The organism is Phycisphaeraceae bacterium (genome assembly GCA_020639155.1).
Taxonomy (GTDB): domain Bacteria; phylum Planctomycetota; class Phycisphaerae; order Phycisphaerales; family UBA1924; genus JACKHF01.
In genome coordinates, this window is record JACKHF010000001.1 from 315712 (window position 1) to 332110 (window position 16399).

A 16399-nucleotide genomic window follows, 5' to 3' on the forward strand; every position below is an offset into this window, starting at 1 on the left:
GTGAGTTCTCCAAACGGACACATATCCCATCAGGATGCCCGACCGACATGGCCACGGACCGATACGCCGTTGCGCATTGCAATCCTCGGATGGGCCCGTCTATCCATGCAGGTACGTGAGGGCTCAGGGTACAACCTGTCAGCATCCGAACTCGCGTCAGGGCTTTCGATGAGCGGGCACACAGTTGTTGGATTATCCTGCGGCATGCGATACTCGCCGATCCCGGGCATACGTATCAGGCATCTTGAAACGTGGCGCAACATTGAGTGCTACGACATCATCAACAGTCCATGCCATTCGCCCGCTGCGATGAACTTCCGAAACATGCCCCGTGAACTGCATTCTCCCACGCTCACCCAGCGGATCATTCGCTGGCTTGATGAGCACCGAATCCAGATCGTGCATATCCACTCACTTGAGGGATACTCGCTTGATCTCATCAGCGCGATTCGCGCAACAGATCGACACGTTGTCTGCACGCTGCACAACTACTGGTTCGTGTGCCCACAGGTCGATCTTCTCTGGAACGAGACGCATGTGTGCGACAACTACGAGGGCGGCGATCGCTGCGTGAACTGTCTACCGAGATCGCCGAGCTATGCAAAGCAACGATTCAAACGCGCTGCTGGACGAGCACTTGACCGCGTGCTTGGCCCGAACCCAGCCAACATTATCCGTGGCACAGCGTACAGCCTTGCAGATCGTGTGCGAAACAAGCATTCCAAGGATACTGAACTCGCCGGCAATGATGAACCACTTGCTGATCCGGAGCTTGCACTCGGCTTCAATGTGGCACGCAACACCAATCGTGATGTCATTATCCAACACGGGCTTGCACTCCACTCGCACGAACAGACCCCCGAGCTTGGCGTTGCACCGATCGATCAGAACGAGCGCATGCTCGCACCAGATAACAACTCGAACGGCGACCGTCATCTTGTTGTTCTGAATGAGTACGGCAAGCGGAGACACGCGGGTGCTGACGCCTTGAACCATGCATCGCTGGTGACACCACCCAGCAGGTTCGTTGCCGATGTGCATGCGCGCATGGGCGTGGACAAGGACAAACTTCGCGTTGTGAGACTCGGCCAGCCTCACTTTGATCAGATCAATCGACATGCGAGACGGCACCGACTTTACGAACATCGCCCGTGGGATGCCTCGCATCCGGATCGGCCGCTCAGGTTCGGGTTCTTCGGCACCACACGCAACAACAAGGGGCTCGACGTGCTTGTGCGCGCGATCCCATTGCTCTCTCCAGAGGTCAGACAGAAGTGCCAGTTTTTGATCCGAGCAAGCGGTTGGGACTGGCCGTTCCGCAAACGCCTCAGCGTGTATCCGGAAGTCCAGTTCGCTGGCGGATACGACATGCTTCAACTCATCGCAGCATGGGGCGAGTACGACATCGGCGTTCTCTCGCATGTGTGGTTTGAGAACTCGCCATTGGTGCTTCTTGAACACCTGCACGCTGGTAAGTTTGTCATTTCATCGCGGCTTGGCGGCCCTGTTGAGTGGCTCAAGGAGCCAGAACATCATGCTCACTATAACGGCCTCATGTTCGCTGGGGGTGATCCGCATGGACTTGCTCAGTGCATCACGCGTTGCGTCACCGGTGATGTTGTAGTTCCAAGCCCGAAAGAGATCCACGATGCGACGCCGATACTGCAAAGCTACCCGGATCACGTACGCGAGGTTGAATCGATCTACCGCGAGTTTCTTGGTGACATGCCGGTGAAGCACACCAATGCGCAACATCCCGAGATAGAAGTCAAAGCGGATCACTCGGTGCTGCAGGCACAATAGCTGAGCGTTTCGGCACATCAAGTCCAAGCCTGCGATCTTCCCACGCGTGAAACTTCTCGCGCCATCGCGTCACATCGCGAGGATCAATCTCAACTGTCAGCACTGCTTCCTCGTCCTTCAGTTCGCCAAGAACCTCACCGCGAGGTCCGACCGCGATCGTCCCACCAACATACTCGAGTGACGGATCGCGTCCGATCCGATTTACACCGAACACGAACGCCTGATTCTCAATCGCCCGTGCGATCAGCAGTGCCCGCCAGTGCTCCTGCCTTGCGACGGGCCAGTTTGCACCGAGAGCAAACACCTCTGCTCCCATATCGAGTCCGCGCCTGAATAACTCCGCAAAGCGGAGGTCGTAGCAGATCGCTGGACACACGCGCATACTGACTCCATCACATCGCCAGGCGTATGTAATAACCTCGGCCCCCGAATCGAACGTGTCGACCTCCCGCTGCCCCGGGAATCCGTGTGAGAACGGGTGGATCTTCGTGTAAGTGGCAACGACACCATCCCGCGTCACGATCGGTGCTTCATTGCGGGCACGCGACACGTCCTCAGATCGCACTGTTCTGCCTGCCTGGATTGTGATGTCGTACTTGAGCGCGATTGAGCGCACAAAGTCGATTGTTTCACCATTCTCGTCAGCAGTTGCTGAAACTGCGAAGGAAAACCCTGTATCGAACATCTCTGGTAGCAACACAAAGTCACCTGCTTCGGGACGCGCATCCGACAGGAGATTCGCAACACGATCGAAGTTGGCATGTTTGTTCTGCCAGAGGATGTCAAACTGGACAAGATGGGCGCGCATGGGCAAAGTGTATGCGGACGCTCCTGGGACGTTTCTCGCATTTGTTCCAGCCAGCCAAGCCGATTTTACGGGAATCTGATAGAAATCCAATCGCACAATTGCCAACAACCAGTACAATGATGAAGTCAACTGCCATGTACCCGAACAAGCGAGCCATGATGGGTTTTTCCGCTGACATTCCAACAAGTGCTGGCCATCGTCCCGACTCTGTGCGCTCGCAACGTGCATCGGCTTCGCGCGCGCTGGTGCTGGCGAGCAGGTCGCCACGTCGTGAGCAGTTGCTCGCGAACTCCGGCTACACCTTTGAAGTGCTTGTTCCTGATGTTGACGACTCACATCTGCATCGTGGTGCGGTTGATCCGGACATGTGGGTGCAGGCGCTCGCATACTTCAAGGCGATGGCATCGGCACATATGATCAACCCTTCGATGTCCGTATTCGATCAACCCATCCCGCGCACCGCAAACACACTTGATGCGTTGCACACGCGCCCGCCTGTGGTCCTCGGCGCGGACACGGTGTGTGTGCAGAACAACGTGATGCTTGGAAAACCGGCAAACGCCGACGAGGCACACTCGATGATGCGTGCATTCTCCGGGGCATCGCACGATGTTCTGACGGGCGTTGCTCTTCTTGACCTTGACACACAATCGCGCGTGATGTTCACGGGGCACTCGCGTGTGTACTTTGATGTACTCTCTGAAGCTGCAATTGATGCATACGTTGCATCGAATGCATGGCAGGGCAAGGCTGGCGCCTACAACCTCGCCGAGCGGCTCGACGACGGCTGGAACATCGATATCGATGGTGACCCGACAAATGTGGTCGGCCTGCCAATGGAGCGCGTCCGTGTTGAACTGGCACTGCTCGGCGTTCGACCTGCTCGGGCGGAGCAGTCCACATGAAGCAGATGGGTATAACCGCAACGCTTGGTGAAGCAAGCTCGCTTGTACCCATCTGGCTCGCCGTGCCGATGGCTGGTGTTGTCATGCTCGCTGCGGCTGCCCACATCCTCACACTCAGACACGGGACGATGGACCACCGTCGGAAAAGCATCCGCACAGCGGTTGCGTGGCTGACGCTCATCACAGCCCCGCTCTTAGCAGTCGCTTTCAGTATCGCGACCACTGACCAACCAAAGATCTTTATACTCTCATGGCTTGGTGTAATGGTGCTTGTCAGCGTGATTCTCGTGCTCGCGCTCTCAGATTCACTGGTCACCGGGCGTGAGGTGCGCACGAAGCTACGTACCTTGCAGCAACAGCAGCGCCAGATGGTTCGAGAGGCGTGCGCACGACTCATGCAAGAGCAGACAGGCCAGGATGCGCACGGAGAGACCACCACATGACCTCCATCGATGGTCGTGGTCAGTCAAATAATGCATCAGTTGTTGAGCATCGCGGACCAGTGCCAGCATTCCTTGGCAGTGTGCTCAAACCTCTCTACACAATCGGTATTGCCCGTGCGAACAAGAAGTTTGATAGAGGCATCGGTGTCGAAACACTTGATATACCCGTGTTCAGCGTTGGCAATCTCACTGTCGGTGGCACAGGCAAGACTCCGATGGTGATTTATCTCGTGCGCGAGCTTCAGCGCCTTGACATCCGACCATGCATCGCAATGCGCGGATATGGCGCGACACCCGGGATGCCCAGCGACGAGCAGGATGAGTACACACGCGCGCTTCCCGAAGTACCAGTCATTGCACAACCCGATCGGATCAATGGGATTCGTCATCTACTCGCAAGTGAGCGAGGACAAGACATCGATTGTGTTGTGCTCGATGACGGGTTTCAGCACCGGCAGATTGCGCGGGACTGCGACATTGTATTGATTGATGCATCGAAGCCGATCCATCGAGACTCGTTGCTGCCAAAGGGCTGGATGCGTGAGCCGATCTCGTCCTTGAAACGTGCAGATGTTATCATCATGACACGCGTACAGGATGCAGTGGAACTCGATGAAGCTTTCGGAGCTGTTCGTCAGCACGCACCGGATGTCACACCGGTTCGAGCATCGAATACATGGACCGAGTGCATTGTCAACGAGAACAACACTGATATGGCTCGTCCCGTGTCGTGGCTTTCAGACAAGTCCGTGTTTGTGGTCGCTGGCATCGGAAATCCCAGCTCATTTCTCCGGCAATGCGAGCAGCACACCACATCGATCGCAGGATCCATGATGCTGCGCGATCACAATCCGTATGAGAACGCGACAGTCTTGCAGTTGATTGATTGTGCAGCAAAGAGCAGTGCCGATTGCATTCTGACAACCGACAAGGACTGGTCAAAGTTGCGCCATGTGCAATCTTCACGCTGGCCATGTCCTGTCGTACGACCGATCGTGGGAATGCAACTCGATAACCCCGGTGTGCTGACGCAGCACATTCTGTCGGTCTTTGAGCGTGCACGCGCAGCAACGAAGCCTCTGTCAGGCTGACGAGCCGCGCAGCGTTATTTCCGCATCCTCCTTGCGGACGAACGTCATGCGCTGGCGATCCTTCACCACGCCGGGGAACCTCAGCGCTTTGCTGTGTGAGACCGCGTAGACACCCGGCGCAAGCACTCCAGCAGCAAAGATTGACTCTGTGAGGTTCTGGAGTGCATCCGATCGTTTCATCGCGTACGGACGAATTGCTCCCGTCAGAATGATCGGTGCAGATGGATATGGAATCGCTGCATGCAACGCCTCTCCGGTCACTTCGAGCGTGTCCGTGCCGTGCAGCACAACAACCGGACTGGCATCTGCACCACCTATCGCGCTGGTGGCAGCGTCGCAGTCCTTCGTCGCAGAGTTGGGTGCTGCAATCGCTCGGACAATCTGTGTGATACGTGCTCGATCGGCATCGGTCATGAGCAGACTGTCCTTGCTCATAAGTTCAATGACGTTGATCGACGCATCATCAAGGCGCAACCGTCGAAGCATCTGGCGCACGATCGAGCCACGATTCGAGAGTTCGCCCGTCGACTCGTCGTATGTCTTCTCGATGGTGCCACCAGTTGTGACAAGGGTGATGGTGCGCACGGCATGCCTTTCGAACGGAGTGCAGGAGTCAGGGATGACGAGCAAACATGGTATCGGTTGGATGGTGATCGTCTTGAGCGTACCATCAGCCCCTCCGGCCTTCGGCTGGAGCCGCAGCCGAAGTGGCGGAATTGGCAGACGCGGTGGATTCAAAATCCACTTGGGTAAAACCAGTGGGGGTTCAAGTCCCCCCTTCGGCATTTCCTATCATATTCCTAACATAAAATCCCGCTTACCGGAACTTCCAAAGGACAAACGGAATACCATATCCACAACTCCAGAATTCAAAGAGGATCGTTGGAACTGTTGTAACTCCATTTCATCTGAGAAGATGCGGCGTATTCCATGGGGGGATCGAGATGCTTACACAGGGTGTGGGATATGCATGCCAGGCGCTAGCCGTCATTGCACTCGATAAGAAGAAGACCCATCTTGTCAAGGATATCGCCACCGAAGCTGGGATCCCCGCTCCGTATCTTGCCAAGATCATCCAGCAGCTTGCCAAGCGCGGGTTTGTCTCAACCAGGCGCGGTGTCGGCGGTGGTGTTACTTTAATGGTTGAGCCTGCATCAATCACCCTCTTCGAGGTGTGTGATGCGCTCGACGATCCCATCGTCCAGAAGCGATGCATGCTCGGAACAGAGGAATGCTCAGACGATCGTGCGTGCCCATGCCACGTGTTCTGGGTAAGCCATCGTGGCGAGTATCACGATTTTCTCCACTCGACAACGATTGCCGACATGGCTGCCTTTGAATCAACCCAGAAAGCGCGGGCCAACGGTGAGAAGATCCAGCAAGTGAATATCCGCATTCCCAAGCCAAGACCGTAAAACAGCTTGTCGCTACTTTGTTCCGATCGGCAGGAAGTCCTGCACTTCACCCTCCGTCCATGCCTGGAACCGTGGCCAGAACACTTCCTTGAGCAGGATCTTGACACACGCAGCGATTGGAATCGCAATCAGCAATCCATACACGCCAAACAGGGCACCACCCGCGAGCGATGCAAACAGAATCGTTGGCGTGTCCATCCCCGTGCTCTGCCCCTGTATCTTGGGTGTCAGGATGTAGTCATCAAATGCTTGCAATACGAGATACACAATAACTGGCGCTATCACGACCCACCACCATGCTGCACGGAACCCGGTGTGATCTCCCGCTGCAATGCCAAGTCCGATGACAGAAGCTGGAATACCAACCAGCGCAACGTACGGAATCATCGAGAGGAACCCGACGATCACACCGAGCACAATCGGCATCGGAACACCGATGAGCGCGTACGCGATCGAGAACAGCACGGATTGGATCAACGCGATAATCAATCTGCCTCGCACAAACCCAGCAACGACATTGTCCATCTGGGAGATGAGATCAACAACACGCGTCTCGTTCTTGTCGGGCAGCAGAGATCGACCGAACTTCAGCACTTCCGGATAGCCGGTGGAGATAAAGAAGAAGAAGAACGCGGTCAAAAAGAGTGCGAAGAGCAGTTTCCCGAGCGATGTCGCCGTCCGCAGCAATGTCGCGGCAGCGTCGACACCGGAACCAACCGCCCTGCTTGCAATGGCATCAGCATTGTTCTTAATCCAGTTCAACGCTGTTTCAAAGACACCATACTGGCGCACACGATCGAAGTCTGAGATATGCCCGACCGCATCGCGGTTCATCACAAACAAGCATCCGGACTGAACGATTCCCGGCAACCGGCTGAACGTTTCGCGAAGCTTCGGGATTGTGTCACGGAGTTTGTCGTCTTCGGTTTCGAGCACAACAGGCTTGGGATCCCCTCCATTTGTATCAAACCTACCCGCCATCGCAATTGCCTTCTTCAGGTTGTACTCAAGATCAAGCAACTCTCTTCGCTGCTGGGCAACAACAGCATCGTACGTTTCCAGCTCACTCCTGAGCTTGTCGAGTTCACGTTCACTGAGCTGCTCAGTTTGAGATGTATCTTCACCTGTACCTGCTGGCGGTTGTGTTGACTGTTCGAGCAGTTGCTTTGCTTTCTGTTGATCCTCTTCCGACTTGTCAAGCTTTTCTGTTGCTTCCTTGATCTGGGTTTCAATCGTCGTGATGGACTCTTCGTCTCGTTCGATCAGGAGCAGGTAGCGCCCATTGTTGAGATAGCTCTTCTGCCGTGAGAACTCGATCATCGGGAGCACACTTCTGGTCTCGTTGCTCAGCCTGACGACCTGCAGCACATCCTCGGTTGTCGTCGCAATCTGCGAGATGAACCGTGCCCCCTGTGTCACAGCCAGCACAGCACCAAATGCTACAGGCACAACAAGAATGAACACAATAAATCCGATGAGAAACGCGACAGCACCCTGCCGACTGAACCATCCTCGTACAACAACCAGCCAGTTGATGACAGGTTCGAACAGATAGGCAAGCAAAAGCGCAAGCAGCATCGGGACAGTCACGATGCTCGCTTTGTACCCGATCAGGAACACCCCAACGATTGCAAGACCAAGCAGCACATCGCGCACTGGCTGAATCTGCCAGAGATGGCGATCCTGCCAGACCGGTTGCGCGGAAACTTCAGGCATGTCATCGGCACCCGACTTGGGAGCCTGTTTCCGACTGGATGAGGACGTGGTCTTGCGTTTGGCCATCGAGGTGTTTTATCGACACCGCCGACCCAAACAGGTGAGAATCGGAACCTGAGAACGAATGAAAATCGGCTCAGTTGCTGGCTTTGGGGGTCTGCTGCGTGTTTTCGCCGCGCTTGTAGACCGAATCATTGGGCCCAAACGCCTCGTCAAAGTCGAACACTGCCCGGAAGTCTGTTACCGTGTCCTGGTCAGATTTGCGCATCAACCCTGCGTCGATCATTGCAAAGACGATGTTGCCAAAGTCTTCCGTGCGATTCACGCCCCACTTTGACATCACCGTTCGAGCAAGCAGGCCATATCGCTTAAGTGCAAAGTCGCGAAGCCCCATGCAGAGTTGCTGTCCAGAAACATGACGACTTGCTTCTTCATCAGACGACAGAAGATCAATACTTGGATCGTCGGCATCTTCCTCACTTGATGCGTTGGTGCCATGCACCATCTCGGCGGTGTGTGAGAGTCCCTGGCGGACAAACTCGAACGCTTCCGGCGGGTAATCGCCAGCGCACGCTCTCAGCAGATCCCAGTACGACTCAATCGATGCCACGCCACACTCTCCATCGGCACGCACAGCACGCCTGTATGTTTATGGTATTCCATGTTTGGCATCGTGTCAGCACCTTATCCATCGGGTTTTCACCGAAACCACGCAATGACACCTGCGCACGGTTATTCACGGACAAACAGCAGCGCTTGACTTGTGCTTTCGTCCGAGAAGGCGGGTCGTTCAGAAATGGTTAGCGTGCAGCGTCAGCACACCCTGCACGGGTGCATGCCCTCAAGCACCACAGCCAGACACGATCCTGCATCGTGAATCGTCGCGGATTGCTCAACCCTTACCGCGATGATGCCAGCCACTTGCGCTTCATTTCGGATGATGAACAGGCTGGGATCCAACCCAAGCGCACGAGCACCGTGTACTGTTGCCATCTGGAGCAGCATCAGCGGATCTGCATTATCGCGCGAGTGCAGCAAACGCATCTCATCAAATATGCTCATCCCATCTCGCGTTGCATCGTTCGCAGTATCCGGAAGGTTCACGATCGAATCTGTGCCAAGCGCAACAGGAATGCCTGCATTCAGCATGTCTCTGTATCGATGTGGTCCAAAGTGCAGATGCGCACCAAAGTAGTCGCTTGCGCGCGGACAGTAAGCCACCGCGACGTTCGAATCAGCAAGTATTTGAATATCCTCATCGTTTGCGTTGTTCACATGCGCAAGCAGCATCGGTGTGCTTGCTTGAGACGCAAGTTCCAGCACCGGCGCAAGGTGCTGCACGGGCGACAATCCGTGCCCGATGCGTCCAGCAATATCTTCATCCCAGATACCGAAACGCTCTAGCAGTTCCCGTTGCGGCCCGGTTGCGCGCGCAACAAACTCCCGCTCCTCAACTGATTCCGCAAGGTGCGTGGAAACGGGCCAACCGAGTAAACACGCGCGCACCATCGTCCATTGGTACTGTCTGATGTCGACCGTGTTTGGCGCGTGCGGCTGGAGTCCCAGTTTGACGCGCGACGTAGGTGATGGGATCGGTTCGTGTTCAAACTCCTGCACAACGGGTTGGCCAGCACCAATAAGCAGTTCGGCAACGTGTTCCGTAAACATTGATGCAAACGAGGTTTCATACGTCCCAATCCCAAAGAACTCGATAAAACTCACACCGCGCATGCCTGAAGCTGAAAGCTGGCGGTACGGTGCAATACTGATTCGCTTCGGCATTGCTCCAGAAATATCGCCAATCGCGACGGTCCCGCCTGCACGGCTCAGTTCAATCCCGCGCTGGACCGACGCTTCAATCATGGCATCGTCCGTCAGACGGTTGGCACGAATCATGTCGACCCAAGGCACAAACCCCTTTGCTGGATCGTGCAGTTGCGGTCCAATGTGGGTGAGATCCAGATGGGTGTGTGCGTTGACCAGACCCGGAAGAAGCACCGAGTCCGGCAGTTCCACTCGAGTAGCGTGGATGGCAGCAGGATGGGCACAGACTTCATCTGGCATGCCAACTGCAAGAATCCTCCAGTCAGCCGGCTCATCAGTTGCACGCTGAGCCAGAAGAGCGGCTGGAGCCCAGAACCCCCCATCAGGAGACACACAAGCTCGCCCAACGAACAGCTTCAGAGATGAAGTATCATCTTGTTGTAAAAGATGTTGCGCGTGTTCCGGCGTCATTCCACTCCCATTTCTACTCCTGGTTCAATGATGTCCTGAATGGTGAACACTCGTACGAACGAAATGACGGTATCCATGTGCAGCGGAGTTTGGGACCGGCGACTCTTTTCCCCACGTTATCCACTCGTGTTGCACATGCAGGGTGTTTTGGTGATTCTGTCGGTTGTATGCCGATATTCTGCTGATGTGACTTTGATGTATTGACAGTTTGATCATCTTCTCGCGAATTGGCCGAGATCAAGCCTATTGTGGGGAAAGTCACGACTCGACACGCGAGGCACACCAGACGTTTTACGTGGTTTGCGTGCCGGGAAGACAGGGCATGGCTGGCATGCGTATGCATGCGACCTTTGCACGGTCTTTGCATTTGCTGGCAACTCATACACGCTGGTCCGACACGGGGTGGGACCTGCACGCAAGGGAACACACCCCGCTCGATCGAACATATGACTGGGAGATTGGCAACATGAGCAGGAATCACACGTCTCGCTTCGGCTCAACCGTCCGCCGTGCAGTCTTTGGGGCTGCTGCAGTGATTGTCGGGTTTGGTGCATTGACAGGCTGTACGTCTGAGCAGGCTTACGCCGACATCCGCGAAGAGAACCGTGCACTTAATGAACGCATCACGAAACTCAGTTCTGAGAACCTGCAATATCAGTCAGCCGCTGGTGTGCAACAGTCAGAACTCATCCGTCAGGAGCAGACGATTTCAGATCTGCGGCAGGCGAACACACAGCTGACTGATCAGATCACCAACATGGGCGGTCGCATTGATGACCTCAATCGCCGCTTGGTGGATACGCCGCTCACTATGCTGGACCCCGGCACAGATCGCGCTCTGCGCAATCTGGCGTTGAGCTATCCAAACCTTTTGTCATATGACTCGGAAACCGGCATGATCCGGTTCACGAGCGATCTCACGTTCAACTCAGGTTCGGACGTTGTCAACCCCGGCGCGCTCGAAGCATTGCAGACCTTTGCACGTGTGCTCCAAACAGAGGCATCAATCTACGACGTGCAAGTTGTTGGTCACACCGACTCACAACCGATCAGCTCAAAGTCTGCCAAGAATCATCCAACGAACCGCCATCTCGCGTGCCATCGAGCAATCGCGGTTGCAAACTCGCTTGTGAACACGGGTGTTCCTGCAACGCGCATCATGGCTGGTGGATGGGGTGAGTATCGCCCGCTCGTGCCCAATGCCGCAAATGGAAACACACCACAGAACCGTCGCGTTGAAATCTTCCTGACCAAATCAACTGCAGGTATCGGCTATGGCAGCAACCTTCCCAACAACATGGCTCCGATCACAACAACACCAAACCGTCCCGTGACACAGGTGCCTGAAGAGGTTGTAAAGTAAAGCAGAGTTTACGATTTTGATGTATAAACCGCACGGACCCGTCAACTCAGAGACGCGTCCGTGTTTTCTTTGCACACACCACGAACTTCAGAAACGAAAACAGATGCATCCCAATGAAGGGATGCATCTGATCGATTTTGCTCAAACTCAGTATGAAGTTTGTATCAGCTGCGACGACGGCGAGAGGCGAGCAAGCCTGCTGCTGCAAGACCAAGGACCGCTGAACCTGGCGCTGGAACTTCAACGATCATGTCAAAGTCGCCATTGGAGCCGTTGTCAGCAAGGAAGAACTCAGCAAATGAGCCGCCAAAGACCTGGTTCACAAAGAGCGAGATGTCAACATCCAGCCCATAGTTTGCATCGTTGTCATTGTCGACAAAGACCGAGTTGATAACAAGGCCTGAAACGTTCCACGGGCCTGCACCACCGCCGGTGATGAAGCTTGTACCACTATTAGAGAACGATCCCTGCACGTAGTCGACGCCCGCACCGTTGTTCGTTACGCCGAACTTGAACGTGCCATCAACCAGATCACCATTGTTGAAGTTGAGGAAGCCGTCAACACTGACGAGTGTTGCGGAACCAGCAACAACAAAGGGACCGTTTCCGCCTGTCAGGTTGTTTCCTCTGACTTTGTTGTCGAGAAACGCAGCTGCACCGAAGTTCATGCCCCATGAACCGGTAAAGTTGTTGCCACCGCCTGAACTGATTGTGGACACAGCATTACCCGTGCCATTTGGGCCATCTGTAAACCCAATCGCCATGCCATTGATGTCAAACTTGAGTTGGGAATACGGCTGAGCGTGTGCAGCGCTTACGCACGCTGCTGCAGCAGCCGCGCCGATAACGGCGCGTGTGATCTTCATTGCTCTCTCTCCTTCACAATGAACAAAAAACCGGATGTCACTGGCATGGTGTCTTGTCTTGTCGCCAGATTCGTAACAAGTATACCGGAATCGGCTCCGATATTGACTAGGAAAACTGCGTATTTTGGGGAGAATTTACGGACCCCTTACAAAGTCATCGCATCATTCCATTGTCAAAATGATTCTCGGACGAAGCCTAGTTTTCCACACTCAGACGCTCTGTACTGTTTGATTTGAAGGCTGTCTTATTCGCGAGGGACCCAAGCCAAGTGCAAGCGACAGAACTGCGATCAAACACGAAACAAACGCTGTAGGCGAGGTCCAGCTGAGTGCGTGAACGATCTCGGGCAGTTCGGCGGGCGGCCTGCCCCCCACCGATGGCACGAAACTGATGTTTGGCATGATCTGGTATGCTGCGGGATACTGCCAGCTAAATCGATCGATCTCACCCCGTTCTGGATCGGCAGCTTTTCTGCTCGATGCGAGATGCCCGGACGTGTGATCGAACCCACCTTCCGGCAAAAACTCATAGAAATCGAACTTCCACGCTTTGCGGTCGATCTCACCCCATGTTTCTTCATCAGATCCAAGACGCTGAGTTCTTGTCACAATCGCGAGCCGATCCGTGATGTTGCCAGCTTCAATCTCGTTGTCCAAATCGGCAAGGTCGATGCCGAGTGCTGGCGCGAATCTGACGACAGCGAGCCAGTTTTTGTGACGCTCGAGTTTGGGAAGGTCTGGATGACCGGGCGTCATTGACGCACGAAGTTCAAATGACTCGTCACCATAATGGACAGCAATACCGTCTTCGCCGCCGGGCATTGTGATGTCATCAATCCTGACATCTCGGCCCGCGAATCCGAACTGGCGAAGATCCACTCTCTGGACAGAGAAGACCTCTCTTGGGGCTGTCTTCTGAAATGTGCGTACTTTCAAGACCATCTGCCAGACCGAGACTGCACAGATGACAAGAGCGATGGACGCGATCGTCAGATGCGTTTTTCGTGACATGGTGCGACAGGGTAGGTTCCGAGGCTGAAGTTTCCTTATTTCGGGAGCAGAACAGGGTCGAGGCCCTATGATGGCACCACGTTTTTTCGTTGGTTTCGCACAGTCGAAGGACCCCACCCATGCCGTACACCTTGCGTCCCGATCAGGGGCTGGATGTCGACGCTGACCGAATCGACTACATCGCAGACCATGTCGACACGGGCGACCGGTGGGTGCTGAACTTCGGTCCGCAGCATCCCGCAACGCACACCACGCTGCGCTTGGTGCTGGAACTGGATGGCGAACGCGTTGCGCGATGCACGCCGCACATCGGATATCTGCATTCCGGGTTCGAAAAGCTCGGCGAGCACCTTGATTACAACCAGTACGTCACGATCTGCTCGCGGATGAACTATCTGTCGCCGATCGCCAACGACATCTGCTGGCATCACACGATCGAAAAGCTGTTCGCGATCGATATCACACCGCGCTGCAAGGTGGTGCGCACGATCATGGCTGAGCTTGCACGCATCCAGGACCATCTGCTGTGTGTTGGTGCTGCGGGTCTAGACCTGAATGCGTTTACAGGATTTCTGTACGCATTCAACTGCCGCGAGGACATCTACGACATCTGCGATTACATCTCCGGGCAGCGGTATCACCCGGACTGGACGCGCGTTGGGGGCGCAATGAAGGATCTGCCCGACGAGGAAGTCTTCAAGAGGATGATCAAAAAGTTCATCCACGAGACACTCCCCGGCGCGATCAAGGATCTTGAGAACCTGCTCAACCGCAACCGCATCTTCATGGATCGCACGCAGGGCATCGGTGTGCTGACGCACGACGAGGCGATCGCGCATTCGATGTCCGGCCCCATGGCGCGCGCCAGCGGCGTACGTCGCGATCTGCGCAAGGATTTCCCGTACCTGTGCTACGCGGACAACTGGAACGGCGACGGTGCTGAAGCGGTCAAGTTTACTGTCCCCGTTGCGACGGATGGCGATGTGTATTGCCGATTCCTCGTTCGTGTCGAGGAGATGAAACAGTCGATCAAGATCATCGATCAACTGATTGACTCCATCCCCGGCGGCCCGATGGACGCGTTCGCGGATTCAAAGATCGTCAAGCCGAGCAAGAACGATGTGTACGGTTCCATTGAGGGATTGATCCAGCACTTCGAACTGATCATGTCCAATCGTGGTTTCACGCCGCCGATTGCGGAGTGCTACGGCGCAAATGAAACAGCAAACGGTGAACTCGGGTTCTATGTGATTTCCGATGGCTCGCCTCGCCCGTGGCGTGTGAAGGTACGCCCACCATCGTTTATCAACTATTCGGTGGTATCGAAGCTGCTGGAAGGGCACATGCTTGCGGACACGGTGGCCATTCTTGGCTCGATCAACATCGTTGCTGCAGAACTCGACAGGTAAGCACACTTAGAATAAGCATCTGAAAACAAGGAGAATACATGAATCGTCTGACTTCATATCGTGCAACTTCATTGGTGCTGGCGGTAACTGGTCTGTGTGCAGTGATGCTAGCTGGCTGCTCATCATCACCTGAGAACAAAGCAGAACAGAAAGCAGAGCGTGCATCGAATCGAACTGAGAGCAAGGTTGATCAGAAGATTGACCAGAAGACCGACAACGTGATTGACAAGGGTATCGACAAAGTGTTCAACTGGTAAATCTTGGGTCTTGATAGCTTTTCAAGTAGAAACGCACACGGCATTGTCGGGTGCGTTTTTCTTTTAGTCGCCCGATGCATGCTAGCGAAGGCTCCATCCAATCGGTCCGCGGAACTTCCACTTTGCGTGGAGAGATTGAGCCACATCGGTGTTTTCAACTCGGACAGTCATGGTTTGTGCTGAAACAGCATGATTCAGAAGAATGCTGGTCGATCTCTTTGGCGCAACCAATCGATGAGATTGCTCAGCAGCATACACGGCAAGCCACGCGTCACCTTCGTTTTCAACACTGAATCTCACATCCAATCCGTCAACAGTCCACTCGTGAGATTCACCATGAGCAAGTGTCACCTCACCCTGCTCAACATGCATGCGGGTGCATGCTGTCAACACGAGTACTGAGCACAGAAACAGAGCCAATCGAATCACTGCAGCCATATATATACTCCATTCATTGGACACGTCGAAGTTTCGTTTGTCATGTGCGAACAGCAGTTCAAGCGTGCTTGCGTGCGTTGTGGCATGCCATGTCAATCACAACTGTGCAGGCAAGCAACAGAATCTGATCTTCGGTATCAACGATTTCCACGCCATACGTATCGGTCATAGTAAACCATCGCTTTGAGATTGTGGCAATGGTCTTGCCGTGACGCGAAATGACATACTCTTGGTGCAGAAAATCCCCTTCCGCCACGGGATCGTTTGGCCCGGGCTCATCGATTGTGAAAACGCACTTGAACAAGGTGAACAGCTTCTTTCTTACGACAGCTGCGAGTTGTCCTTCACGATAAATCTCATATGTCGGACCAATCGAGAGCAGTTTTTGATAGATGAATGCAAGCTGATTGCCATCCATATCCTGAAATGAAAGCCTGTCCCCGAATGTGAACACCTTGCCATCAACAAAGTACAAGCTCTGACCAAGCTCTCCCTTGATAAGAAAATCATCGCCCCACGCGAAGAGTTTCTGTTTCATTACGTACCGCATGTGAAACTATATTCCAACAGTTTCTCACCTGAGAACCGTGAAGGTGCCGCCACAACCTTTCACTTGCGGTATACTGGGCTTGGCTTTGG

The 16399-nt window shown here is 54.5% G+C and carries 17 protein-coding genes and 1 tRNA gene; 9 read left to right on the forward strand and 9 right to left on the reverse strand.

The window, feature by feature from the left end; genetic code table 11:
• A complete protein-coding gene (locus H6815_01390; GenBank protein MCB9859081.1) occupies window positions 1–1803 on the forward strand; it encodes a glycosyltransferase in 1803 nt (600 codons plus the stop codon).
• Here the strand turns inward: H6815_01390 and H6815_01395 are convergent.
• Window positions 1769–2611 (reverse strand): carbon-nitrogen family hydrolase, encoded by an 843-nt coding sequence (locus H6815_01395; GenBank protein MCB9859082.1) that lies wholly within the window; start codon window positions 2609–2611, stop codon window positions 1769–1771. The genes H6815_01390 and H6815_01395 overlap by 35 nt on opposite strands.
• A 116-nt stretch (window positions 2612–2727) precedes the next feature.
• On the opposite strand from H6815_01395, the gene maf reads away from it, so the two are divergent.
• Genes maf through lpxK form a run of 3 tightly spaced genes read left to right on the forward strand, consistent with a single transcriptional unit; the run spans window position 2728 to window position 5050 of the window.
• A complete protein-coding gene (maf, locus tag H6815_01400; protein MCB9859083.1) occupies window positions 2728–3516 on the forward strand; it encodes a septum formation protein Maf in 789 nt (262 codons plus the stop codon).
• Window positions 3513–3959 (forward strand): hypothetical protein, encoded by a 447-nt coding sequence (locus H6815_01405; GenBank protein ID MCB9859084.1) that lies wholly within the window; start codon window positions 3513–3515, stop codon window positions 3957–3959. The genes maf and H6815_01405 overlap by 4 nt, the downstream gene beginning before the upstream one ends.
• Window positions 3956–5050, forward strand: coding sequence for a tetraacyldisaccharide 4'-kinase (lpxK, locus tag H6815_01410; protein MCB9859085.1), 1095 nt, complete (start codon window positions 3956–3958; stop codon window positions 5048–5050). Before H6815_01405 ends, lpxK begins: the two co-directional genes overlap by 4 nt.
• On the opposite strand, the gene H6815_01415 is transcribed toward lpxK, so the two are convergent.
• Window positions 5042–5626 carry an asparaginase gene (locus H6815_01415; protein MCB9859086.1) on the reverse strand — a complete coding sequence of 195 codons (585 nt, stop codon included), beginning with the start codon at window positions 5624–5626 and terminating at the stop codon, window positions 5042–5044. The genes lpxK and H6815_01415 overlap by 9 nt on opposite strands.
• 125 nt (window positions 5627–5751) lie before the next feature.
• On the opposite strand from H6815_01415, the gene H6815_01420 reads away from it, so the two are divergent.
• Both H6815_01420 and H6815_01425 read left to right on the forward strand, forming a co-directional pair.
• Window positions 5752–5835: transfer RNA gene (locus tag H6815_01420), tRNA-Leu, on the forward strand.
• A gap of 159 nt (window positions 5836–5994) precedes the next feature.
• Window positions 5995–6465: an Rrf2 family transcriptional regulator gene (locus H6815_01425; GenBank protein MCB9859087.1), complete on the forward strand. Its 471-nt coding sequence runs from the start codon at window positions 5995–5997 to the stop codon at window positions 6463–6465.
• Between the two features lie 12 nt (window positions 6466–6477).
• Here H6815_01425 and H6815_01430 read toward each other — a convergent pair whose 3' ends face one another.
• The 3 genes from H6815_01430 to H6815_01440 all read right to left on the reverse strand — a co-directional run bounded on the left by H6815_01430 (window position 6478) and on the right by H6815_01440 (window position 10245).
• The gene (locus tag H6815_01430) at window positions 6478–8181 is read right to left on the reverse strand and encodes an AI-2E family transporter (GenBank protein ID MCB9859088.1); all 1704 of its coding nucleotides are present in this window, start codon (window positions 8179–8181) and stop codon (window positions 6478–6480) included.
• A gap of 136 nt (window positions 8182–8317) precedes the next feature.
• Window positions 8318–8791 carry a hypothetical protein gene (locus tag H6815_01435; GenBank protein MCB9859089.1) on the reverse strand — a complete coding sequence of 158 codons (474 nt, stop codon included), beginning with the start codon at window positions 8789–8791 and terminating at the stop codon, window positions 8318–8320.
• Between the two features lie 203 nt (window positions 8792–8994).
• A complete protein-coding gene (locus tag H6815_01440) occupies window positions 8995–10245 on the reverse strand; it encodes an amidohydrolase family protein (GenBank protein ID MCB9859090.1) in 1251 nt (416 codons plus the stop codon).
• A gap of 637 nt (window positions 10246–10882) precedes the next feature.
• Here H6815_01440 and H6815_01445 point away from each other — a divergent pair.
• Window positions 10883–11779 (forward strand): OmpA family protein, encoded by an 897-nt coding sequence (locus H6815_01445; protein ID MCB9859091.1) that lies wholly within the window; start codon window positions 10883–10885, stop codon window positions 11777–11779.
• A 164-nt stretch (window positions 11780–11943) separates the two neighbouring features.
• On the opposite strand, the gene H6815_01450 is transcribed toward H6815_01445, so the two are convergent.
• Both H6815_01450 and H6815_01455 read right to left on the reverse strand, forming a co-directional pair.
• On the reverse strand, window positions 11944–12645 hold the full coding sequence (locus H6815_01450) for a hypothetical protein (GenBank protein ID MCB9859092.1): 702 nt from the start codon (window positions 12643–12645) through the stop codon (window positions 11944–11946).
• Between the two features lie 210 nt (window positions 12646–12855).
• Window positions 12856–13656, reverse strand: coding sequence for a hypothetical protein (locus H6815_01455; protein MCB9859093.1), 801 nt, complete (start codon window positions 13654–13656; stop codon window positions 12856–12858).
• Window positions 13657–13775: 119 nt separating this feature from the next.
• On the opposite strand from H6815_01455, the gene H6815_01460 reads away from it, so the two are divergent.
• Together H6815_01460 and H6815_01465 are read left to right on the forward strand one after the other, a co-directional pair.
• A complete protein-coding gene (locus H6815_01460) occupies window positions 13776–15065 on the forward strand; it encodes an NADH-quinone oxidoreductase subunit D (protein MCB9859094.1) in 1290 nt (429 codons plus the stop codon).
• Between the two features lie 38 nt (window positions 15066–15103).
• Window positions 15104–15322 carry an antitoxin gene (locus tag H6815_01465; protein MCB9859095.1) on the forward strand — a complete coding sequence of 73 codons (219 nt, stop codon included), beginning with the start codon at window positions 15104–15106 and terminating at the stop codon, window positions 15320–15322.
• Window positions 15323–15403: 81 nt separating this feature from the next.
• On the opposite strand, the gene H6815_01470 is transcribed toward H6815_01465, so the two are convergent.
• Together H6815_01470 and H6815_01475 are read right to left on the reverse strand one after the other, a co-directional pair.
• Entirely contained in the window at window positions 15404–15760 is a 357-nt protein-coding gene (locus tag H6815_01470; GenBank protein ID MCB9859096.1) for a hypothetical protein, read from the reverse strand.
• A gap of 58 nt (window positions 15761–15818) precedes the next feature.
• The gene (locus H6815_01475; protein MCB9859097.1) at window positions 15819–16310 is read right to left on the reverse strand and encodes an LURP-one-related family protein; all 492 of its coding nucleotides are present in this window, start codon (window positions 16308–16310) and stop codon (window positions 15819–15821) included.
• Between the last annotated feature and the right edge of the window lie 89 nt (window positions 16311–16399).